Raw genomic sequence first — 23303 nt, 5'->3', positions numbered from 1 at the left:
CACTGTAAGACGTTTTTGTAAAAAAAGCTTGTCTTCTTCATGAAAATGTTTCAGAAAATGTGTTACAATAAAGAAATATGGGGCCAAAACGGCCTCATTTTTATCATAAAGGCGGTGGAACGGGATGAGCAACGCGAATACGCGGGTCGTCGTCGGAATGTCCGGCGGCGTCGATTCTTCGGTGACGGCTTTGCTGCTGAAGCGGCAGGGGTACGACGTCATCGGCATCTTTATGAAAAACTGGGACGATACAGACGAATTCGGCCATTGCACGGCCGATGAGGATGCAGAGGACGTCAGACGCGTCTGCGATCAAATCGGCATCCCTTATTATACGGTCAATTTCGAGAAGCAGTATTACGACAAGGTGTTCGCTTATTTTCTGGACGAATACCGGCGGGGCCGGACGCCGAACCCGGACGTCATGTGCAACCGCGAAATCAAATTCGGCGATTTTCTGCTCAAGGCGGAAAGCCTCGGGGCCGACTATTTGGCGACCGGGCATTACGCCCGCATCGAGCGCGGACCGGCAGGAGAAGTCAAGCTGCTGCGCGGCGTCGATCCCGGCAAAGACCAGACGTATTTCCTCCATGCTTTAAATCAGGGGCAGCTGGCGAAAACGATGTTTCCGATCGGGGACCTGCCGAAATCGGAGGTGCGCCGCATTGCGTCGGAAGCGGGTCTCGCGACCGCCAGAAAAAAAGACAGCACCGGCATCTGCTTTATCGGCGAACGCAATTTCAGGGAATTTCTGAGCCGCTATCTTCCGGCCCAGCCGGGCGCGATGGTCGACATCGCCAGCGGCGAAACGAAAGGACGTCACGACGGGCTCATGTATTACACGCTCGGTCAGCGTCAGGGGCTCGGCATCGGCGGCTCCGGCACCGGCGAGCCCTGGTTCGTGGCGGAAAAAGACCTGGAGGCTAATATTTTGTATGTCGTGCAGGGAGACCATCACCCCAGCTTGTACTCCTCCGGCTTGACCGCCGCGGACATCAATTGGATCGGCGGCACTCCGCCTGAAGGAGCGATTCGCTGCACGGCGAAGTTCCGCTACCGGCAGCCGGACCAAGGCGTAACGCTTTCGTTTCGCGCCGACGGGCGGACGGGAGACGTCGTCTTCGATGAGCCGCAGAAGGCGATTACGCCGGGACAAGCGGTCGTGTTTTACGACGGGGAGGTATGCCTCGGCGGAGGAACGATCGACCGGGTGCACAAAGCGGGTGCCGGACAAGGGCAATCCGCGGTGTCCAAGGACGGTGTCATCCTGAAGTAACGAAAACAAAGGCGCGCAATCCGTTTTCCGCGGATGCGCGCCTTTTTTTGCCGCTTGCCTTTTAACCCGTCTCTGCCTGAAGCTCTTCCTCCGGTCCGTCTTCCTCCGGAAGCTTCCGGATCAGCACGCGGGAAATACGCAGATGATCCGTTTCTTCAATAATAAATTCAAAGCCGTCCGGATGCAGCACTCGCTGGTTCCGCTTGGGCGGAATTTCGATCTGCGAGTACAGCCAGCCGCCGAGCGTATCGTAATCGTCCGTTGGGATGTCGAGGCCGAAATAGCTGTTCACTTCTTCGATCAGGACGAGTCCGTTGACGGAATGGGAATCGTCGTCTTTACGTTCGATGTCGGCCCGTTCTTCGTCGAATTCATCCTGAATTTCGCCGACGATCTCTTCCATGATATCTTCCAGCGTCACAAGTCCCGAGGTGCCGCCGTATTCGTCGATCAAAATGGAGATCTGCGTTTTCTTCTTCTGCATCAGCTTCAGGAGCGAGCTGATCTGCATCGATTCCGGCACCGTCGTAATCGGGCGCATGATGAGACGCATATCCGACATTCCATGGGCCGTTACCTTCAGCATGTCTTTAATATGCACGAATCCGATGATGTTGTCCTTATCGCCGTCGCACACCGGAAAACGGGTATGCATCTCTTTGAGCGCAATCTCCTGATTCTCCTCAAAGGAAAGATTTGCGTATAGACAAACCATTTCCGTCCGCGGGATCATGATTTCTCTTGCGTGGGTCTCGGCAAAATCGAATATATTGTCGACGAGCGTCAATTCCGTGTTGTCGATGAGACCGGATTTGTGGCTCTCTTTCATCAAAATGCGGATTTCTTCCTCGGTATGCGCCGAATCGTGCTCGGACGCAGGTTCGATGCCGATTCGTTTCAGCATCCAGTTGGCGGTCCCGTTAAGCAGCCAGATGAACGGAGACATGACTTGCCGGAAGCCGATCAGCGGAATGGCGGTCAGCAGTGTCACCGATTCCGACTTGCGGATCGCGAACGTCTTCGGCGCCAGCTCGCCAAGCACAATATGCAGCACCGTAATAAAGGAAAACGCGATAATAAACGATATCGTGTGAATGACCGTTTCCCCGGCGCCAAGCTGAAGGAGCCAAGGCTCAATGGCATCCTTGACAGTCGGCTCGCCGATCCAGCCGAGACCAAGCGAAGCGAGCGTAATGCCCAGCTGGCAGGCGGACAAGTAAGCGTCCAAATTGTCCGTCAGACGCGAAGCGAATCGCGCGCGCCGGTTCCCTTCCTGAATCAAGGTGTCGATCCGGCTGCTTCTTACTTTTACCATCGCAAACTCGGCCGCAACGAAAAATCCGTTCAACAGCACAAGCAGCAAAATAAGCAAGAGATTCCCTAATAGGGGTAAAGGATCACTCAACGATTTCCTGTCTGCCCCATGCCGTCCGGGACGGCTTGCAGGAACGACAGGTGCACCTCCCTCAAGTTAAAAATATAAATAAAGTTTATAATCATAGCTTAGTTCAGCCGCGGTGCTTCCGTCAAATGCCGGTTTGGAAGCGGCAGCGCCGTTTTCGTCGGTTTAGTCATGTTTATTCGCAGAAGGTCGGCCATTATGCGCCATTTCCTTGCTCCTGCTTCCGTTTAAGAAGAAACCGGACCGCTACTTCCCGTCACGGCGCATCTGATTGAGCCTGATTTTGTCCTCCATCCCCTGCTCCGAAGCTTTGTAGAACGTTTTGCCCCGGACCGGATCGGGCAAATACTGCTGCTTGACATAGTGCCCCGGATAATCGTGCGGATATTTGTAGCCGACATGTCCGAGCTTGACGGCTCCGCTGTAATGGGCGTCGCGCAAATGCAGCGGCACCTCGAACGTCCCGGCGGACTCCAGCGTCTGCATGACTCGTCCGATCGCCTGCGTGGCCGCATCCGATTTCGGGCTTTCCACCGCGAAGAGAATCGCCTGGGCAATATTGTATTTCGCTTCCGGCCAGCCGATTTTATGATAAGCGTCCATCGCCGTCACCGCCTGCACCATCGCCTGCGGATTGGCCAGTCCGATATCCTCGCTGCAGGCGACGATCAGCCGCCGGAGAAACGTCATCGGGTCCATGCCAAGCCGTTCCACCGCATACAGAAACCAGAACAGCGCGGCGTCGCTCGATCCTCTCACGCTTTTGTGAAAGGCCGACAGGACGTCGTACTGCGTCGACTCATCGGCGCGGATCGTCGGCTTCCGGATCGATTCCTCCGCCACCTCGAGCGTGACGCGGACGGATCCGTCGGGCGCGGACGGGGTCGTGACGGCTGCCAGTTCAAGCGCATTAAGCGCCCGCCGGATATCTCCGCCGGCCATGTTGGCGATATGCCGCAGCGCTTCCTCGTCGACCGCAAGATCCATGAAGCCGAGCCCGCGCTCGCGGTCCGCCAGCGCCCGCCGCATCGCTTCCAGCGCGTCCTTCTTCGTCAGCGATTCCAGCTGAAACAGCGTCGACCGCGACAAAAGCGCCCCGTTGACCGAATGAAACGGATTTTCCGTCGTCGCCCCGATGAAAACGATGATCCCCTGCTCCACAGCCGGGAGCAGCGCATCCTGCCGGGAGGCGTTGAAGCGGTGCACCTCGTCGAGAAACAGGATCGTTTTGCGCCCGTACATCGATTTGTTCAGCTGCGCCCGGTCGATCACCTCGCGCACATCCTTGACGGTCGCCTCGACCGCGTTCAGCTTGACGAACTCCCCCTCCGTCCGCCTCGAAATAATGTGGGCGAGCGTCGTTTTCCCGCAGCCCGGGGGGCCGTACAGCAGGATGGAGGACACCTGATCGGCCTCGATCGCCCGGCGCAGCAGCTTGCCCGGCCCGACGATATGGGCTTGACCGATATATTCGTCAATCGTCCGCGGCCGCATCCGGTCGGCAAGCAGCTTGGCTTGCGGCGCGTTCACCTCGTCTTGATACGAAAATAAATCCATGCGTACACAACCTTCACGGAATGATTCATCGAACGCCAATGTTTACCGTCATCATACCATATCCGCACACACGTTCGCCACATCTGCCGAAGGACTGTCGTCTCCGCCAAAATACCGAAGACCCGCCCAGAGCGCCGCGCGCTTCGGACGGGTCTTCTTTTCGATCAGCCGAAAAACGTTTGGATGAGCAGCACCGTGTTAAGCACCGCGATTACGCTCGCCACGGTCCAGGCCAGCAGCTTCAGCCACAGCGGATTCGCGAACTCGCCCATCTTCCTTTTGTCGCTTGTGAATTTGACAAGCGGGATGACGGCGAAGGATAGCTGCAGGCTCAGGATCACCTGGCTCAAAATAAGCAGATCCGCCGTACCGCCGGGGCCGTAAAGGCCGGTGACGATGACGGCCGGCACGACGGCGATCAGACGGGTGATAAGGCGTCTAAGCCAAGGCGGCAGCCGGATGTTCAGAAAGCCTTCCATGACGATCTGGCCGGCGAGCGTGCCGGTGAGCGTCGAATTTTGCCCGGAGGCGAGCAGCGCGACTCCGAACAGGACGCTGGCGGCCGCCGTGCCGAGCAGCGGAGTCAGCAGGTGGTACGCATCCTCGATTTCCGCCACGTCGGTGTGTCCGCTCGAGTGAAACGTTGCCGCGGAAATGACGAGAATGGCGGCATTAATGAACAGGGCGAAGAACAGGGCAATCGTTGAATCCCAGGTCGCAAATTTGATCGCCTGGCGTTTGCCGAGCGCGGTTTGCTCGAATTTGCGCGTTTGCACGATGGAAGAGTGCAGGTACAAGTTATGCGGCATGACCGTCGCGCCCAAAATGCCGATTGCGATATAGAGCATCGTCGGGTTGGCAATAATTTCGCCGCTCGGGACGAAGCCGCCGAGAACGCCGCCCATATCGGGCTTTGCCAGGAAAAGATCGACGAGGAAGCAGCATCCGATCGTCGCGATCAGCGTAATGACCAGCGTTTCGATGAAGCGGAAGCCTTTATGCTGGAGCATCAGCACGAGCAGGACGTCGAACATCGTAATGAGCACGCCGTAGATGAGCGGGATGCCGAACAGCAAATTAAGGGCGATCGCCGAGCCGATGACTTCGGCAAGGTCGCAGGCTGCGATGGCCAGCTCGCACAATACCCACAGCCCCATCGCCACCGGCTTGCTGTAATGATCCCGGCACGCCTGGGCCAGATCGCGGCCGGTCACGATGCCCAGCTTGCCTGCGAGCGCCTGAAGCAAAATCGCCATCAGGTTCGAAAGCAAAATGACCGAAAGCAGCGTATAACCGAACATGGAGCCGCCGGCGAGATCGGTCGCCCAGTTGCCCGGGTCCATATAACCGACTGCAACCAAATAGCCCGGACCGGCAAATGCGAGAAACTTCCGGATCCACGATCCGTTTTTCGGTATTTTAAGCGAGCGGTACACCTCGGGGAGCGTCGACTGCGTCCGTTCCCGGCGCCACCCGCTTTCCTTGGCGAGCGGGGTCAAATTTTCGTTCATCATCATTCATCACCTCGCGTATTTGGACCACTGTCTATTCCACCTGTATGCGGAATTGAAATCAATGTTTCCTATTTCTATTGTACACAGACAAAAAAGTTTGTCAAAGGCAACATTTGTTGTGCAGGACAAAATTTTCGCGCAAAAAATCCGTCAAACCGCCTGCGATCTCGCGCTGGCTTCTTGACGGATTTATTTTCATCGTTTTTCAGTTTTGCGGCTTGTCCGACGGGCGTTTTAATTTCTGCAGCAGCTTGTCCACCGCGCCGCTTATTCGGACGGCCCGCGTCTCCTCCCGCTTCGCCTCCGTAATCCACCGGATATATTCTTTGCGGTGCGAAGGCGCGAGGCCGTTAAAATAAGCTTCCGCTTCCGGAGCGGCGGCAAGCGCCGCGTTCAGGTCGGCCGGAGCTTCAAGCGGCTGCGAGCCGACCGCAGCCGCGGCGGCGCTGCGCGTATCCGCTCTTCCGCTGCGGCCCGATCCGGACTGCCCGGCCGGCCGAAACCGCATCGCGGACCAGATTTCGTCGAAGGAAACGAGCGAGACGCCTTCCCAGCCTTCGGAGGCGACCGCTGCCCACCCGCGGTCGCGGTTCAGGTCGCTTTTCATTTTGGACGTGCCTTTCGGATAGCAGATCCACAGCAAGCCGTCCCGTTTGACCGCCTTCAGGGCGAGCGGCGCGCTTTCGTTGAGTGCGGCGGTATCGCGCGCGAACAGCAGCACGAAATCGAACGTGCCCGCTTCGGCCTCGGCTTTCGCTTCGGCATCCGCCTGCTCGGCGTCTTCGGCGGATAAACCCAGCTGTTCAGGGACCGAAGGATCCGGCGTATGAAGCAGTAAAGCTTTGCCGCCGAGCGGATAGTGCAGCTTCTTCAGCAGTGCCGTATTCATGCCGGATGCCCTCCTGCCGCCAGCAAGTCGCGGACGACGACGCTCGTCATCACGAGGCCCGCGGCGGCCGGGACGAACGCGTTGCTCGCCGGCGGCTGCTGCGCCTTGCGGATTTCGGGCGCGTTCTCCGGCACTATCCGCTGCGTGACATCCTCGCGCGGCTTCATCGGCTGCTCCGTCGAGAAGACGACCTTAACGCCTTTACGGATGCCATCCTTGCGCAGCTTCTGGCGGATTACCCGGGCGATCGGGTCCATCGACGTTTTGGAAATGTCGGCAACCTGAAACTTCGTCGGATCCATTTTGTTCGCGGCGCCCATGCTGGAGACAAGCGGAATGTTCCGCTCCAGACACTGCTTGATCAAGTGAATTTTGTACATAATCGTATCCGACGCGTCGACCACATAATCCAGTTTGTACTCGAACAGCTTTTCGTACGTTTCTTCCGTATAAAACATCCTAAGCGCAACAGCGTCGCAATCGGGATTAATCAGCTTGATGCGTTCGCGCATCAGGTCGGCCTTCGGCTGTCCGACCGTCGTCGTCAGCGCGTGCAGCTGGCGGTTGACATTCGTAATATCGACGACGTCCTTGTCGATCAGAATGATCCGGCCGATGCCGGTGCGCGCAAGCGCCTCGGCCGCCATGGAGCCGACGCCGCCGACGCCCAGCACCGCGACGGTGCTGCGCTTCATAATATCGAGCCCTTCAGGGCCGATGGCAAGTTCCGTTCGCGAAAATTGGTGTAGCATTTTAAGCCCCCCTAAAGGTTCAGGCCGACGTACCGCCGGCTGCCGCCGCTTCCTGCTGCTTCTGCGGCTTCGGCATGGTGCGGATATGAAGTTGCTGCAGCTGGGCAAGATCGACCTCGGACGGCGCACTCGTGAGCAGGTCGGTCGCGCTTGCCGTTTTCGGGAATGCGATCGTTTCGCGCAGGTTCGTGCGGCCTGCCAGCAGCATGACAAGGCGGTCGAAGCCGAAGGCGATGCCGCCGTGCGGCGGCGTGCCGTATTCGAACGCGTCGAGCAGATAGCCGAATTTATCGTGCGCCTCCTCCGGCGTAAAGCCGAGCGCCTTGAACATCCGCTCCTGCACGTCGCGTTTGTAAATCCGCATCGAGCCGCCGCCGACTTCATAGCCGTTCAGCACGAGGTCATACGCCTGAGCGCGGATTTGGCCCGGATCGCTGTCGAACAGCGGCAGATCGTCATCGTTCGGCCGTGTAAACGGATGATGCTCGGCGACATAGCGCTTCTCTTCTTCATCCCAGCCGAGCAGCGGGAAATCGACGACCCAGGCGAATTTGTAGACCGATTCGTCGATCAGGCCGAGCTCCTTGCCGATTTTCAGGCGCAGGTTGCCGAGCACGTCGGCGACGACCTTTTTCTTGTCGGCGGAGAACAGCAGCAGGTCGCCTTCCTCCACGGCGAGGCGCTCGGTCAGCGCGGCGATTTCCTCGGGCTTGAAAAATTTCACGATCGGGCCGCGCCACTCGCCTTCCTTGACCGTAACCCACGCCAGCCCTTTGCCGCCGTAACGGGCCGCGAACGGCTGCAGATCGTCGAGCTCCTTGCGGCTCCAGCTCGCACAGCCTTTGGCGTTCAGCGCCTTAACGACGCCGCCGCTCGACGCCACGGAAGCGAATACTTTGACGTCGCTCTCGCGGACGATATCCGTAATGTCCTCCATTTCCAGACCAAAGCGGAGGTCAGGCTTGTCGGAGCCATATTTGTTCATCGCATCGGCGTACGTGATCCGCTGGAACGGAGCCTCGAGCTCATAGCCGGCGGTTTCGCGGAACAGTCGCGCGACGAGCCGTTCCATCATTTCGAGCAGCTGGTCCCGCGACAGGAACGACGTCTCGATGTCGACCTGCGTAAATTCCGGCTGCCGGTCGGCGCGAAGATCCTCGTCGCGGAAACAGCGCGCGATCTGGTAGTAGCGCTCCAGCCCGCCGACCATCAGCAGCTGCTTGAAAATTTGCGGCGACTGCGGCAGCGCGAAAAATTCGCCCGGATGAACGCGGCTCGGTACGAGGTAATCGCGCGCGCCTTCCGGCGAGCTTTTCGTCAAAATCGGCGTTTCCACTTCGACGAACCCTTCGCCGTCCAGGAAATCGCGGAAAATTTTGGCCGCTTTCGAGCGCAGCAGCAGCGTTTTCTGCATTTCCGGCCGGCGCAGGTCGAGATAGCGGTATTTGAGGCGAACCGATTCGTCGACCTCGACGCCGTCCTCGATCGGGAACGGCGGCGTTTTGGATGCGTTCATGATTTCGATTTCGGTAATGCGGACTTCGATTTCGCCGGTCGAAATGTTCGGGTTGACCGTTTCCGCGTCGCGTTCGACGACCTGGCCGCTCACGGCCAGCACGTATTCGCTGCGGGCGCGGTCCGCGATCGCCAGCGCGTCGCCCGAGAAATCCGGGTTAAACACGATCTGCACAATGCCGGTGCGGTCGCGCAGGTCGATGAACAGCACGCCGCCCAAATCGCGGCGCCGCTGCACCCAGCCGTTCAGCGTCACGGTTTGGCCGACCTCCGCTTTGGAAAGCAGGCCGCAGGAATGAGTTTTGAGCATCATGATTCATAATCTCCTTTAGGTTTGAAATTAAGATTTGCGTTGTCCGGATAGCTCGGCCGCAAGGTTGTCCAGCGGAACAAACCGCTGCTCGCCCGTTGCCATCTCCTTCAAGGCGATTTCGCCGCGGGCCAGCTCGTCGTCGCCGAGAATCGCCGCAAAACGCGCCTGCAGGCGGTCCGCCGATTTCAGCTGGGCTTTCATTTTCCGGCCCTGGTAATCGCGCTCGGCCGACAGGCCCTTCTGCCTAAGCCCGTATATCAGACGGGAAATTTCCCGTTCCGCCGCTTCGCCGAGGCCGATCATGTAGACGTCCACCTGGTGCAGCCGTTCCGGATCGGCGTTCTGGCTGTCCAGCAGCAGGACGGTCCGCTCGAGTCCGATTCCGAAGCCGACGCCCGGCTGATCCGGCCCGCCGATTTCCCCGACCAGTCCGTTATAGCGTCCGCCTCCGCCGATCGTATCGATCGCTCCGATGCCTTCGGCTTTAAATTCGAACGCCGTATGTGTGTAATAATCGAGTCCGCGGACCAGCCTCGGGTTGATGTCGAACGGAATGCCCATTGCCGACAAATCGCGCCGTACCGCCTCAAAATGCGTCCGACACTCCTCGTCCAGGCTGTCCAGAATCGACGGCGCCCCGACAAAATGATGCTGATCGACCTTGCAGTCCAGCACCCGCAGCGGGTTACGGTCCATGCGGGACCGGCAGTCCTCGCACAGCTGGTCGCGCTTCGGCTCCAGAAACGCGAGCAGCTTCTCCCGATACGAAGCCCGCACCGCCGGCGTCCCGACCGAGTTGATCTCGACGCGTACGCCTTCGAGTCCCACCTCGGTATAAAAGGCATACCCCAGTGCGATGACTTCCACATCGAGCGCCGGGTCGGCCGAGCCGAGCGCCTCGACCCCGAATTGGTGGAACTGCCGGTAGCGTCCGGCCTGCTGGCGTTCATAGCGGAACATCGGCCCGATATAATACAGCTTCGTCAAGTCCGGTTCCCCATACAGCTTGTTTTCGACGAAAGCGCGAACGACACCCGCCGTCCCTTCCGGACGAAGCGTCATGCTGCGGTCGCCGCGGTCGGTAAAGGTATACATTTCTTTCTCGACGATGTCCGTCGTCTCGCCGACGCCGCGCTTGAACAGCTCGGTCGCCTCAAATATCGGCGTGCGGATTTCGCGGAAATTGAACCGGCGGCAAATGTCGCGCGCTTTGCTTTCTACAAACTGCCAGGTGTCAACCGAGCCCGGCAAAAAATCCTGCGTGCCCGGCGGTTTTTGAAAACCCATCGTTAGCCCCTCCAAACGAATCGTGATAACCGCATGCCGCCATGCCCGATGAAATCGATGGCACCGTCCTCGAGCGGCGAAGCAGGGATTCTCCTTTTACTAAAAAAGCCCCCGCCCTCGCCTGTCACAGGCAAAAGGGACGGGAGCTGTCGCAAACGCGAAGCGCCGTGGTACCACCCACATTCCGAGATTGACGCCCACGCAGGCGCATCGTCTCGCTTTCATCGGTTAACGCCCTGACTACGCAGACGGCTAATGAGCGGCAGGTAACGAAAGCCTGTCGCCGTTCACCGGCTGTCCTCCGGGAAGTCTGTTCGTTCAGGCACGCTAAGGATTCTTGCAGCCGGGGAATCCCTCTCTGGCTAGGTGCGGTTGAACGACGCGGTCCCATCGCTGGATCGGCACAATATAACATTCATTGTAATAAAGCCCCCGCTGCCTGTCAAGTACGGCAAATGGCCGAAGCTTGTTGCGAATGGCCGAGGCTTGTTCCCGAGATTTCCGCGTTTGCGAACCAGCTTGCAAAAAGTTGCCTCATTCGGGGACCGGACCCCCGGCCGGACGCGTTCAACCCGATCCGGAACCTTTGGAACAGACGATGCCTCCAGCGTCGGCCGGAAATATTTTAAAACAATATATTTCTGGAGTTGACAATCCAAAATGGTTAAGGTAACATTGGGGTCAGTTCTATAATGGATTAAACACTCCAAAAAAAATCCGGAAGGGGAAATGAATCATGGCAAATCAAACGGGAAAAACGGCACTGATCACAGGAGGAACAAGCGGTATCGGACGGGCGGCGGCCAAGCAGCTGGCTGAGCTCGGCGTTCATGTCGTCGTGGCAGGCCGTTCTGCGGAACGCGGCGAGCAGACGGTCGCAGATATTCGATCGGCTGGAGGAAAAGCCGATTTTGTGCAGACGGATCTTCAGGATGCGTCAAGCGCGCGCGAGCTTGCGAAAAAAGCGGTCGAGCTCGGTAACGGCCGCGTCGATATTTTAGTGAACAATGCGGGCATTTTCCCGTTCGGTGCAACGCATGACATGAGCGAGGACGATTTCGAGCGCGTTTACGCCGTGAATGTAAAAGCGCCTTATTTCCTTGTCGCCGAGCTTGCGCCTCGGATGGCGGAACACGGGGGCGGCGCGATTGTGAACGTCACGACGATGGTCGCCGATTACGGCGCGGCTGGCATGAGCCTTTACGGCTCGAGCAAAGCGGCGCTGACGCTGCTCACGAAAGCATGGGCGGCCGAATACGGGCCGAGCGGCGTCCGCGTCAATGCCGTCAGCCCCGGACCGACAAGGACGGAAGGCACGGACGTAATGGGCGAGGGCTTGGATCAATTGGCCGCCCAGGCACCGGCCGGACGTCCCGCGTCGGCGGACGAAATCGCGGAAGCGATCGTGTTTCTGGCAACCGACCGTTCCAGCTTCATCTATGGCGCGACGCTCCCCGTCGACGGAGGCCGCACCGCCGTCTAACCGCGGACAAAACCAAAACAGCCATCCCGTTTCCCGAAAGGAAGCGGAATGGCTGTTTTTGCGATCGGTACGGAGCCGCAAATGCCTTGAAAACAGAAAAAAACCTACAAACAAGTTGTAGGTCCGTCAAAGGATATATTTTAAAAAAGGGGGTCGATATTCATTATAGACGGGACATATTATCGGAACATTGAAATGAGATTACAGTTACATTACAAAACAGTAAGCGTTTCCTGCCCGGCGGTTTCCGCCAAAAATACACCAACTACCTCCCCGACTGTAAAGGTTCATCGAGGCGGAGACGCCGATTTTGATGAAAAGCTCGCCGGAGCAGCTTAGGAGGTAACCTTCCCGCTTATGCGGAACAGCCGGTTCAACGCCTCGATTTTGGCATCGGTGCACGCGAGATACGTCTCGTTGTACGCCTTCGGCTCCTTCGGATTGGCCAGCCGCGAAATCTCGCCGGTGTACGGATCGACGAATTTGCTGCTCGCCCCGCACCCGAGGCCGATAATCGACTGCATCTCCTCGATGATCAAAATATTGTACAAGCTCTCGATGCCCGGCTTCGCGTAGCCGACATTTTCGAGGTTGCCGAGAATGTTTTTCTGCCGGTACAAATAATACGGCGCATACCCGTAGCTGTCTGTCCACTCCACCGCGCGCCGCATCATCCGGTTGATTTCGTCACGGCCGGCCACTTTATATTTCGTATCGCCGCGGTGGCGGGTCATCTCCGACGCCCTTTTGAAGGATAACGTATGAATCGTCAGCGACTCCGGCATCAGCTTGGCCGTTTCCGCCAGCGTATGCTCGAATTCCGCTTCGCCTTCGCCAGGCAGGCCGATAATGAGGTCCATGTTAATATTGTCCATCCCCGATGTGCGCGCAAGCTCAAACTTGTCGATCGTCTCCTGCACCGTATGGTGCCGGCCGATCAAATCCAGCGTATTCTGGATATACGATTGCGGGTTGATGCTGATGCGGTCGATGCCCCATTTGCGCAGGACGGCAAGCTTCTCCGGCGTGATTGTATCCGGACGGCCCGCTTCCACCGTAATTTCGCGGACGTGCTCCACGTCCGGAAAATGATCGTACATCGCGGCGTACAATTCATCCATCTCTTCGGCCGTGATGCTGGTCGGCGTTCCCCCGCCGAAATAAATCGTCGTCACCGTGACCTCATGACGCTTCAGCCATTCTCCGATTTCGCGCATTTCGTAATGCAGCCCGCTTAAGAATCCGCCGACCGAGCCCTGACGGCCGTTAATATCGTAAGCGGGAAACGTGCAATACGCGCATTTGGTGGGGCAGAACGGGATGCCGATATAAAGGCTTACTTCGCCGCGCAGCTCGTATAAATCGGGCAAAGCGGCCAGCTGCCGTTCGACGATTCGCTCCATGAGCGCGATTTTTTCCTCGGAAATCAGATAATCGCCCTGCAGCTCGCGCCGCGCCCGCTCCATCGGCACGCCCTTCCGCATCCGCTCGTGGAGCAGCTTCGTCGGCCGCACGCCGGTCAGGATGCCCCACGGCTGAACGATGCCCGTCCGCCGCTGCAGCACGTCGAGCAGCACGAAGCTCAGCGACAGCCGAAGCGCTTTTCGCAGCTCTTCGCCGGACGCGTCCGCGGCCGTTTTCCTCGCATGGCGCGCCGTGAGCGGCTCTCCTTCGTCCATAAGACGGGCGGCCGCTATGACCTGTCCGTCTTCCCTGGACGTTTCGAGCGCAATCGTCATCTCCGCCCCGCCGCCGGATTCGGTGCTGCATGTAATCTTCGCATCCTCGAAGAAAAGCGCGGCGATATGGGACAAAGACCGTTCAAACGAAAGGTCCTCCACCTGCAGATGGATATGCATGACGTTCATTCTCCTTCGATCGCATGAGCTCGCCGCAAACGAAAAGCGCCTTGCGGCGCCGCCTCGTTCGTACCCGTCTCATCCGGTTAAATTCCGCGTTCCCCGCTTGGGTCGGGCCGTTTCGGTGCTCCGCCGGCCGCCCAATCCGCCGCCGCTTCGATATCGTCCTCCAGCTCCGAGAAAACAAGCGCTTCCCGGCGGTCGGCGTGAAGCATTCTGCGCGAGGTCCGTTCCAAGCCTTGCTCCTTGCGCGATTGATGCATGGCAGGCACGCTCCTTCGTTCCCTCGAAATCGAGCGCGGCCGGCGGCCGAAGCAGGCCGCCGCGCCGCGGGTCTCCGGTTTCTAGTGTTGCCCGCCCTGCCGATTCTAACCGCCGTCCCGCCCGATTAACTCCGTCACGCTTTACTGTCGAGGATGAGCGTAACCGGGCCGTCGTTGACGAGCGAAACGTCCATCATGGCGCCGAAGCGTCCCGTTTCGACCGGAAGCCCCGCTCCGCGAAGCGCGCCGTTAAACGCTTCGTACAGCGATTCGGCGTGCTCCGGCCGGGCCGCCGCCATAAAATTCGGGCGTCTGCCTTTGCGGCAGTCCCCGTAAAGCGTAAACTGCGATACCGACAGCACGCTGCCGCCGGTATCGACGACGGATCGGTTCATTTTGCCGGCTTCGTCCTCGAAAATGCGAAGCCCCGATATTTTATCGGCCATCCACCTGACATCCGCCTCGGTATCCTCGTGCGTGATGCCGACGAGCAGCACGAGCCCGCCCTGAATCTCGCCGACCGTTTCGCCGCAGACGGTCACGGCTGCGCGTTTGCTGCGCTGTACGACCACTCTCATTGCGCCTATACTCCTTGCTACTGCATGATCCGCTGGACGGAATAGACGTCCCGGACCCGTTTGATTTTCTCAACAACCGACTGCAAATGCTCGATGTTCCGGATGAGAATCGTCATGTGGATCATCGCCATTTTATTTTTATCCGAGCGGCCGGCGACCGACGACATGTTCGTCTTGCTTTCCGAAACCGCCTGAAGCACCTCGTTCAGCAAACCCGGACGGTCGTGGCCGGTAATTTCGATGTCGACGCTGTAATTCGCTTCGACAGACTGCTCCCATTCGACCTCGATGACGCGCGCCGCTTCCTCGCAATCCGAGTCGAGCGGAATATTCTGGCAGTCGACGCGATGCACCGAAACGCCGCGGCCGCGCGTAATATAGCCGATAATCTCGTCGCCAGGCACCGGGTTGCAGCACCGGGCGAACCGGACAAGCAGATTGTCCACGCCTTTGACCGAAACGCCGTGCGTCGGCCGGGTTTTGCGCAGCGTCGGCGCCGTCTTCATTTCCTTCATCTCGCCGGTCAGCTCGATCTGCTGCGCTTCCTCGGCTTCCTTGCGCAGCTTCTCGGTCAGCTTCGTGCAAATTTGCGCGGCGGTAATGCCCCCGAAGCCGATTGCGGACAGCATATCCTCGATATCGTTAAACGTAAACTTGTTCGCGGCTTCCAGCAGCTTCTCATCCGTCATCCACTGCGGAGGCTCGAGACCGATCCGCTTCAGCTCGCGCTCGAGCAGCTCGCGGCCTTTGGCGACGTTCTCCTCGCGCTTCTCCTTCTTGAACCACTGCTTGATTTTGCTTCGGGCATGCGACGACTGCGCGATTTTCACCCAGTCCTGGCTCGGCCCGTACGAATGCTTGGACGTTAAAATTTCAACGATATCGCCCGTACGCAGCTTATGGTCGAGCGGCACGATCCGCCCGTTCACCTTCGCGCCGATCGTCCGGTTGCCGACCTCCGTATGCACGCGGTAAGCAAAATCGAGCGGCACCGAACCGGCCGGCAGCTCGAACACCTCTCCTTTCGGCGTAAACACGAAGACGAGATCGGAGAAAAAGTCCATTTTGAGCGATTCGACGAATTCGGACGCATCGCGCGCTTCATGCTGCAGCTCGATAATTTCGCGGAACAGCGACATTTTGTCCTCGAAGCTGTTGCCGGGCACGACCGTGCCTTCCTTGTACGCCCAGTGGGCGGCGATCCCGTATTCGCTCGTCCGGTGCATCTCCCAGGTGCGGATCTGCACCTCAGTCGGCTCCCCGGTCGGCCCGATAACGGTCGTATGGAGCGACTGGTACATGTTCACCTTCGGCATGGCGATGTAATCCTTGAAGCGGCCGGGCATCGGCTTCCAAAGCGTATGAATGATACCGAGCGTGGCATAACAATCTTTTATATTATCGACAATGATCCGGATCGCGAGCAGGTCGTAAATTTCGTTGAACTGCTTGTTTTTGCCGGTCATTTTCTTGTAAATGCTGTAGATGTGCTTCGGCCGCCCGGAAATGTCCCCTTGGATGCCCATTTCCTCCAGCTTCTCCGAAATGCGCGTGATGACGTCGGAAATATACTGCTCGCGTTCCGCCCGCTTTTTCTTCATCAGATTGGCAATCCGATAATACTGCTGCGGGTTGAGATAACGGAGCGCGATATCCTCCATCTCCCATTTAATTGCCGAAATCCCGAGCCGGTGGGCGATCGGGCAAAAAATTTCGAGCGTCTCGTAAGCGATCCGCCGCTGCGCCTCCTCCGACTGGTATTTCAGCGTCCGCATATTGTGAAGCCGGTCCGCAAGCTTGATCAGAATAACCCGGATATCCTGCGCCATCGCGATGAACATTTTCCGGTAGTTTTCATTCTGCTGCTCTTCCTTGGACCGGAACTGAATTTTCTCAAGTTTGGTCAAGCCGTCCACGACGGTGGCGCATGCTTCGCCGAAACGGGTTCTCACCTCTTCGAGCGGGACGGTCGTATCCTCGACGACATCGTGGAGCAGCGCCGCAATGATCGACAACACGTCCATTTGCATGTTGACGAGAATTTCCGCGACGGCAACCGGATGCAAAATATACGGCTCGCCCGACTTGCGCACCTGGCCGTCATGGGCCCTGTCGGCAAAATCGTACGCTTCGCGGATGCGGCTTAAATCCTGCTCCTTCATATAGGCCGATGCTTTGTCAAGCAGCTGTTCAATCCCCATGTAGGTCCCTTTCCCAAAAAAATTTGTGGCCTTGACGTTCAGGCCAGCGCCGTCCCTGCCGGGGACGATGCCGAACACCGCTTCATGTATAGCAACAAAAACAACCGCAAAAAGCGGCCGCCCTGGTGGAATCCGTCGTGTTTCTATTATTATGCCTGTTTGCCCCGCGTGCCGTCAACCCGAGGGGCGGCGAACGGTCCGCGCATGGCAAAACGTGCCGGCAGCGGCGACAACAAGTCCCGCGCCGGCACGAATGTCGGTCCGTTCATTTTAATAGGTTACGAGAGAAAAAACGTCGATGCCCGGCAGCTTGACGCGGCCGTTCAAATAGCTCAGCTCGATCAGGAAAGCCGCGCCGATCACCTCGCCGCCGAGCTGCCGAATCAGGCTCGCCGTAGTGGAAATGGTGCCGCCCGTCGCGAGCAAATCGTCGGCGATCAGGATCCGCTGGCCCGGCTTGATCGCATCCTTGTGCATGGCCAGTTTGTCTTTGCCGTATTCAAGGTCGTAGCCCGCTTCGATCACGTCGGCGGGCAGCTTGCCGCTTTTGCGAATCGGCACAAAGCCGACGCCGAGCTCGACGGCCAGCGGCGCGCCGACGATAAACCCCCGCGCTTCGGGACCCGCGATCAGATCGATGCCCTTGTCCTGAACAGCCTCTTTAACGGCCAGAATCGCGGCGCGGTAAGCTTCGCCGTTATTCGTCAGCGTCGTGATGTCTTTGAACCGGATGCCCGGCTGCGGATAATCCGGGATGACGCGAATATAATCCTTGAAATTCATGAGATGTCAGCTCCTTCTTGGATGGTGGATTGCGGCGCGCCTTCGGATTGACTGCGAATCCACTCGGCAAACGCCTTCGTTTCCGCAAACAGGATCAGGTCCGATTCGCGTCTGTGCCCCGCTTCGCGGTACAGCGCCGAACGGGACAAATCCTTCTTCTCCGGCGCATCGGCCAGCATGAGCGTTCCGTTCGCCAGCGACACAAATTCCAGTTCGGCAAAAACGTTCAGCATAAACCGTACCCGTTCCGCCTGCCAACCCAGCATCGTCGCCAGACGTCCGGCGGCGTCTTCACCTGTCAGCGGAGAGACGCGGCGAAGCGTCGTATACAGCCTGCCGAACTGCTCCCGGTCCGGTACGTCCACAGCCCGTCCGGACCGCGCCGTTGTACCGTAGAGGGCGTATACCGCGCCGATATCCCGGAACGCGCGAAGCGCCTCGGCCAGCTTGGCCGCCGAAGGCGGCGTTCCAAGCAAAATCAGCTCGGGGCATATCTGCCCTTCGGATAAATGGCCGATGTCATCGTATGTATAAACGGCTGAGAGATGCGGAAGCTTCGACGGGCCTGCCGCTTCGAGGACTTCTTTCCAGGCCGGGGATGGAACAAGCGCCGTGCAGGAAGCGACGGCATATCGATCCGCCAGCTTCGCGAGCGCCGGGACCGGCTCGGTTAATGCTTCCAGCCGGCAGTCGATCAGCTGGACATGCGGCACACACATATCGCTGACCATAAACTGGGCGCGCCTTCGCCCGTTCCATTCATTGACGGCGAGCTCACCCACGAGCTCGATGTGCGCGCCTTCCGTCAGCCGAGGAGCCAACTCGCCGCACCCGAAGCCGACGGCATCCAGCAGACGGCCGCCTCCGGAAATCGACAGCTTCAGATGCTTGCCTTCCTTGCCCATCGTTCTCCGGTCGGCGACCGTGCCTCCCCGCAGCAGCAGCTTCGGGGCCGGATTGCCTGCGCCGAACGGCTCCAGCCGCTGCAGCTCCGTCAGCACGTCAAGGGTCGCTTCCTCGACTCCGCAGGCGAGATCGATCCTCGTCTTCGGTACCCGGTCGTCGGCGGTCAGCCATTCGTCCGCCAAACGGAAGAGCGACTCCTCCAGCTCGCCGAGCCGGCTGCGGTGGAGGCTCATTCCGGCCGCCGCCTGATGGCCGCCGAAATGGTCCAGCAGCTCCGCGCACCGCGTCAATGCGGCATGCAGATCGAAGCCTTCGACCGACCTGGCCGAACCTTTGCACATGCCGGTTTCGGCATCGATGCCGAGCACCAGCGTCGGCTTATAAAACCGTTCGATCAGCTTGGAGGCGACGATTCCGACGACGCCGGCATTCCAGCCCACGCCGGCCAGGACGATCACCGATGGCTCCGGCCTGTCTTCCGCCTCGGCGCGGGAGCACCTGTCCGCCCACATCGCCAGCGCTTCCCGGACGATCTCGTCGACGACCCGCTGCCGCTCCCGGTTCAGGTTGTCGAGCGTGAACGCGGCCGCCGCGGCCGATTCGGAATCGGCGGCGGTCAGCAGGCGCACCGCTTCGTCCGCATGCTCAAGGCGTCCGGCGGCATTGATGCGCGGCGCCATGCCGAAGGCGATATTCGTCGCTTGGATCGATGCCAGGTCGATCCCCGCTACGTCGGCTAGCGCCGCTAAGCCGGGCTCCCCGCCCTCCTGCAGCCGTTGGAGGCCGAGCCGAACAAGGATGCGGTTCTCGCCTTGCAGCGGCATCAGGTCGGCGATCGTGCCCAGCGCGACGATATCGGTCCATTCGACCGGCGGCTCGCCGAGCAGCGCTTCGGCCAGCTTGAAGGCGACGCCGACGCCCGCCAGCCCTTTAAACGGATACGGGCAATCGTCCTGCTTCGGATTAATGAGCGCAAGCGCCTCCGGAAGGCGCTGCGGAGGCTCGTGATGATCGGTCACAATGACATCGATGCCGAGCGACCGGGCATAGGCGATTTGTTCCACGGCGCTGATGCCGGTATCCACCGTAACGATGAGCGTCACGCCGGCTTCGGCGGCCTTCGCGATCGCCGCCTCGTTTAAGCCGTAGCCCTCCAGCGTGCGGTGGGGGATATAATAATCGAAGCGGAGCCCCAGCCGGCCAAACAGCCGGATCATCAGCGCCGTCGACGACACGCCGTCGGCGTCGTAATCGCCGTATATGCGCACGCGCTCTCCGCGCTCGGCAGCGTCGCGAATGCGCGCGGCCGCTTCCTTCATCCCTTTCAGCAGGAACGGGTCGTGGAGACGTTCGACTCCGCCGAACAGAAATTTCCGGGCCGATTCGAGGTCGGCATAACCCCGCTGAACGAGCAGCCTTGCAACGATCGGCGGCAGCTTCAGCTTCGCCGCCAGCTCCTCCGCCCGTACCCGATCATCCATCCCCAGGTCGGCGATTTCCCAGCGGGTATTCGGTCTAATCAATGGAGCGGCACCTCCTTCGGTATGAACGCTGAACGCTTTTCATAAAAAAGACGCCGCTGCTACTGCAGCAGCGTCGGCATCTGCTCCTGATTCGGGTCGTGATTCGTTTTGTACGGATAGCCCGGGTCGTACGGCGTGACATGGACGGAAACGTCCGTCACGTGCGAAAACCGCTTCATCAGAAACAGCTTGACCCGCTTGGCGATTTCGCTGCCTTCGAGAACCGAAATGCGCGGATTGACGCTGATCGTCACATCGGCGATCACATAATGGCCATGCTCGCGCGCATGCAGCTCTTCGACCGCAATGACGCCTTCGATGCGCTGCACCGCCGCCATAAATTCGTTGCGGTCGGCCTGCTCCACCTCGCCGGTGCGGCTGCGCAGCGCGGAGGCCGTTACCACGCGGTACCCGCCCGCAAATACGAGGACGACTAAAATAAGCGACGCGGCCGGATCGAAATAATAGAGCATCGGCATGTCCAGCGGCTTCCCGAGCGACGCGCCGCCCGTACCGATGACCGCCGCAATCGAGGCGTACAAATCCGAACGGCGCTCCTTGACGGGAAAGAAAATTTCCTTCAGCACGAATGCGGCGACGACGACGGCCGCCGAAGGCCAGCCCGGTCCTTCATCCACGCCTTCGGCGAGCGAACGGACCGCCGAGATGCCGATTTCCAAACCTGCGATCATCAGCAGGATCGAAGCCAGCACGCCGGTGACCGCCTCGGTTTTTCCCCGGTGCGCGGAAGCGGCCGGATCCTGGGCGCCCTGCCTGTGCGAGCGGCGGATGCCTGTCAAGGAGACGAACGAGGAAGCCGCTTCGGAGGCGGAGCGGCAGGCATCGGCCAGAAGCGTTTTGCTTCCGGTCTGCATGCCGATGCCTCCTTTAACCGCCGCGATGCAGACGTTTCCGATCAACCCGGTCCATGCTGCCCCTTCCGCCTTGGCGTAACGATGGTTCGCTGACATGGTCGCCTCCTGTTAATGAGCGATGAATTAAGACGCCGCAGGCGTTTTAGCCGCCATTTTCGGCTTCTGCCGGTTTTTCAGCACCAGCCACAGCTGGCTCGCGATAAAGATCGAAGAGTACGCGCCGCTGATGAGTCCGAACAGCATGGCGAGCGAAAACAGCTTGATCGATTCGCCGCCGAAAATAAACAGACAGAGCGCGGCGATCAAAACCGTCATGACCGTGTTGATCGAACGCGTCAGCGTCTGCCAAATGCTGGCATTCACAAGGTTCGCCAAATCGGCACCCGTTTTGATTTTCGCAAACCGGAGGTTCTCGCGGATCCGGTCGAAAATAACGATCGTATCGTTGATGGAATAACCGATAATCGTCAGCACCGCCACGATAAACGGCAAATTGACCTCCAGCCGGAAGATCGAGAACAAGCTGATGACGATAAACGCATCGTGCAGCAGCGCTACGATTCCCGCCACCGCAAACCGCCATTCGAACCGGATGCTGACGTACAGGATGATGCCGATGCTCGCGATGGCGACCGCCTTCAGGGCGTTTAACTGCAGCTCTCTCGCCATCTCGGGATCGACCGTGTTCACTTCCGCCGAAGCGCTTTTATCGAACTTCGAGGCGAAATCGGCCTTGAGCTTTTCTTCCTTGTCCTGCTGCAGCGTATCCGGGAAACGCATCGTGACCCGGTTCGTGCCGACGGTCAGCGCGGGGCTGCCGTAGCCTTCGTCGGTCAAAAACTGCTGAATGGCGTTTTTTTGTCCGGACAGATCTTTCTTCACAGAGAAGTCCACGCTGGAGCCGGCCTTGAAATCGACGCCGTAATGAAGGCCGGCGAAGGCGAGCGTCAAAACGCCGAGCACCGTGATGACGATCGATAGAATAAAGAAATACCGCGCTTTGCCGACAAAGCTGAACCTCTTTTCGGATTCGGTAAATTTATAGCGCACGGATTTCACTCTCCTTAATGCCGAAATACGCAGGTTTGACGAGCTTGTTGCTGCGGATGAGCAAATGAAGGAGCAGCCGCGAGTAGCCTACGTTCGTAATGATGCTGACGACGATACTCAGAATGAGCGTAACCGCAAAGCCTTTTACCGCCCCGGTGCCGATAAAGAACAGCACTAGCCCGGCGATGACGGTCGTCACATGCGCATCGATGATGGTGCGGAACGAGTTTTTGGAGCCGGCTTTGAGCGAGGACAGCACGCTTTTGCCGCTGCGCATCTCTTCCCGGATCCGCTCGAACGTAATGATGTTGGCGTCGACGGCCATCCCAATGCCGAGAATGAACGCTGCGATGCCCGGCAGCGTCAGCGTCGCGTCCATCAGATAGAAGCCGAGCAGCAGCATCCAGATGTAGACGATGATCGCAAAGCTGGCGATCGCGCCCGGAATGCGGTAAAACACAAACATGAAGAGCAGGATGAGCACCGTAGCCAGGCCGCCCGCAAACAGCGTCTCCTGCAGCGACAGCTGACCGAGCGTCGCGCCGACGCTCTGCGTATATTTCTCGGTGAGCTTCAGCGGAAGCGCGCCGAGGTTGATCGTGTTTTTCAGGTTGTTCGCTTCGTCCAGCGTGAAGCTGCCGGTTATCGAAGCGGTGTTGCTGTTGATTTCCTCATTGACGTTCGGCGCGGAAATTTGCTGATCGTCCAGGTAGATGGCCAGCTGGTTATTTCCGGTTGATGCAAGCTTCGCGATGTCGCCTGTCACTTTGGCGAATTTCGAAGCGTCCTTCAGCTTGATGTCGATTTCGTAAGCGTTCAGATTCGACTGTCGCACGCTCGCGCCGTTCGGAACGAAATCGCTGCCGTTCAGTTCAGTCTTGCAGTAGCCTTGCTGGGGGGTGCAGCCGACCGCGCTGCGGAACGTCAGGTTCGCCGGCTTGCTCAGCACTTCGCGCACCTTCGCCTCGTCGGTGACGCCGGCGATTTTGACGCGAATCCGGTTCGTGCCCTCGATCGACACATCCGGCTCGGCGACGCCGGTGCGGTTCGCGCGCTCCTCCAGACTTCGGGCCGTCTGAACGAGCGAATCCTTCGACACTTTCCCTCCGCCGTCAAGTGGCGACGCCTCGTACAGGATTTCAAATCCGCCTTTCAGGTCCAGGCCCAGCTTGATTTGCTTTACGAGCCAGGGGCTGGTCGCTCCGACGACGCCTGCGGATAAGACGACGATGAGCACAAATGTTAACAATCGGTTCATAATGCCGTTGGTTCCCCCT

At 59.0% G+C, this 23303-nt stretch carries 18 protein-coding genes; 2 read left to right on the top strand and 16 right to left on the bottom strand.

Annotated elements, in window-relative coordinates; translation table 11 throughout:
• Window positions 1-124 precede the first annotated feature (124 nt).
• Entirely contained in the window at window positions 125-1276 is a 1152-nt protein-coding gene (mnmA, locus tag PD282_RS08395; RefSeq protein ID WP_274650055.1) for a tRNA 2-thiouridine(34) synthase MnmA, read from the top strand.
• Between the two features lie 61 nt (window positions 1277-1337).
• On the opposite strand, the gene PD282_RS08390 is transcribed toward mnmA, so the two are convergent.
• The 7 genes from PD282_RS08390 to hisS all read right to left on the bottom strand — a co-directional run bounded on the left by PD282_RS08390 (window position 1338) and on the right by hisS (window position 10505).
• Window positions 1338-2681, bottom strand: a complete 1344-nt coding sequence (locus tag PD282_RS08390) for a hemolysin family protein (RefSeq protein ID WP_274650053.1) — start codon at window positions 2679-2681, stop codon at window positions 1338-1340.
• 243 nt (window positions 2682-2924) lie between these two features.
• The gene (locus tag PD282_RS08385; RefSeq protein ID WP_274650051.1) at window positions 2925-4235 is read right to left on the bottom strand and encodes a replication-associated recombination protein A; all 1311 of its coding nucleotides are present in this window, start codon (window positions 4233-4235) and stop codon (window positions 2925-2927) included.
• A gap of 164 nt (window positions 4236-4399) precedes the next feature.
• A complete protein-coding gene (locus PD282_RS08380; RefSeq protein ID WP_420832279.1) occupies window positions 4400-5752 on the bottom strand; it encodes an Nramp family divalent metal transporter in 1353 nt (450 codons plus the stop codon).
• A 202-nt stretch (window positions 5753-5954) separates the two neighbouring features.
• The gene (locus PD282_RS08375) at window positions 5955-6638 is read right to left on the bottom strand and encodes a YdeI/OmpD-associated family protein (RefSeq protein WP_274650049.1); all 684 of its coding nucleotides are present in this window, start codon (window positions 6636-6638) and stop codon (window positions 5955-5957) included.
• A complete protein-coding gene (locus PD282_RS08370) occupies window positions 6635-7390 on the bottom strand; it encodes a tRNA threonylcarbamoyladenosine dehydratase (RefSeq protein ID WP_274650047.1) in 756 nt (251 codons plus the stop codon). The genes PD282_RS08375 and PD282_RS08370 overlap by 4 nt, the downstream gene beginning before the upstream one ends.
• A 19-nt stretch (window positions 7391-7409) precedes the next feature.
• On the bottom strand, window positions 7410-9218 hold the full coding sequence (gene aspS / locus PD282_RS08365; RefSeq protein ID WP_274650045.1) for an aspartate--tRNA ligase: 1809 nt from the start codon (window positions 9216-9218) through the stop codon (window positions 7410-7412).
• Window positions 9219-9245: 27 nt separating this feature from the next.
• Complete coding sequence (gene hisS / locus PD282_RS08360; RefSeq protein WP_274650043.1) at window positions 9246-10505, bottom strand: histidine--tRNA ligase; 1260 nt, start codon at window positions 10503-10505, stop codon at window positions 9246-9248.
• A 736-nt stretch (window positions 10506-11241) separates the two neighbouring features.
• Here hisS and PD282_RS08355 point away from each other — a divergent pair.
• A complete protein-coding gene (locus PD282_RS08355; protein ID WP_274650041.1) occupies window positions 11242-11988 on the top strand; it encodes an SDR family NAD(P)-dependent oxidoreductase in 747 nt (248 codons plus the stop codon).
• Between the two features lie 335 nt (window positions 11989-12323).
• Here PD282_RS08355 and PD282_RS08350 read toward each other — a convergent pair whose 3' ends face one another.
• From PD282_RS08350 to secD, 9 genes are all read right to left on the bottom strand, one after another.
• Window positions 12324-13847, bottom strand: coding sequence for a coproporphyrinogen III oxidase (locus tag PD282_RS08350; RefSeq protein WP_274650040.1), 1524 nt, complete (start codon window positions 13845-13847; stop codon window positions 12324-12326).
• Between the two features lie 86 nt (window positions 13848-13933).
• Complete coding sequence (locus PD282_RS08345; RefSeq protein ID WP_274650039.1) at window positions 13934-14110, bottom strand: hypothetical protein; 177 nt, start codon at window positions 14108-14110, stop codon at window positions 13934-13936.
• Window positions 14111-14244: 134 nt separating this feature from the next.
• Window positions 14245-14688 carry a D-aminoacyl-tRNA deacylase gene (gene dtd, locus PD282_RS08340; RefSeq protein ID WP_274650037.1) on the bottom strand — a complete coding sequence of 148 codons (444 nt, stop codon included), beginning with the start codon at window positions 14686-14688 and terminating at the stop codon, window positions 14245-14247.
• Between the two features lie 17 nt (window positions 14689-14705).
• Window positions 14706-16889 (bottom strand): RelA/SpoT family protein, encoded by a 2184-nt coding sequence (locus PD282_RS08335; protein WP_274650035.1) that lies wholly within the window; start codon window positions 16887-16889, stop codon window positions 14706-14708.
• A gap of 270 nt (window positions 16890-17159) precedes the next feature.
• The gene (locus PD282_RS08330) at window positions 17160-17672 is read right to left on the bottom strand and encodes an adenine phosphoribosyltransferase (RefSeq protein WP_274650033.1); all 513 of its coding nucleotides are present in this window, start codon (window positions 17670-17672) and stop codon (window positions 17160-17162) included.
• On the bottom strand, window positions 17669-20101 hold the full coding sequence (gene recJ / locus PD282_RS08325; protein ID WP_274650031.1) for a single-stranded-DNA-specific exonuclease RecJ: 2433 nt from the start codon (window positions 20099-20101) through the stop codon (window positions 17669-17671). The genes PD282_RS08330 and recJ overlap by 4 nt, the downstream gene beginning before the upstream one ends.
• Window positions 20102-20160: 59 nt before the next feature.
• A complete protein-coding gene (locus tag PD282_RS08320) occupies window positions 20161-21072 on the bottom strand; it encodes a cation diffusion facilitator family transporter (RefSeq protein WP_274650029.1) in 912 nt (303 codons plus the stop codon).
• A 27-nt stretch (window positions 21073-21099) separates the two neighbouring features.
• Window positions 21100-22026 carry a protein translocase subunit SecF gene (gene secF, locus PD282_RS08315; protein ID WP_274650027.1) on the bottom strand — a complete coding sequence of 309 codons (927 nt, stop codon included), beginning with the start codon at window positions 22024-22026 and terminating at the stop codon, window positions 21100-21102.
• Window positions 22016-23284: a protein translocase subunit SecD gene (secD, locus tag PD282_RS08310; protein ID WP_274650025.1), complete on the bottom strand. Its 1269-nt coding sequence runs from the start codon at window positions 23282-23284 to the stop codon at window positions 22016-22018. Before secD ends, secF begins: the two co-directional genes overlap by 11 nt.
• Window positions 23285-23303: the final 19 nt, after the last annotated feature.

Source organism: Paenibacillus humicola (assembly GCF_028826105.1).
Classification (GTDB): Bacteria; Bacillota; Bacilli; order Paenibacillales; family Paenibacillaceae; genus Paenibacillus_Z; species Paenibacillus_Z humicola.
The sequence above is the reverse complement of the archived record's forward strand: the minus strand, read 5'-3'. Positions and strand labels throughout refer to the sequence as shown.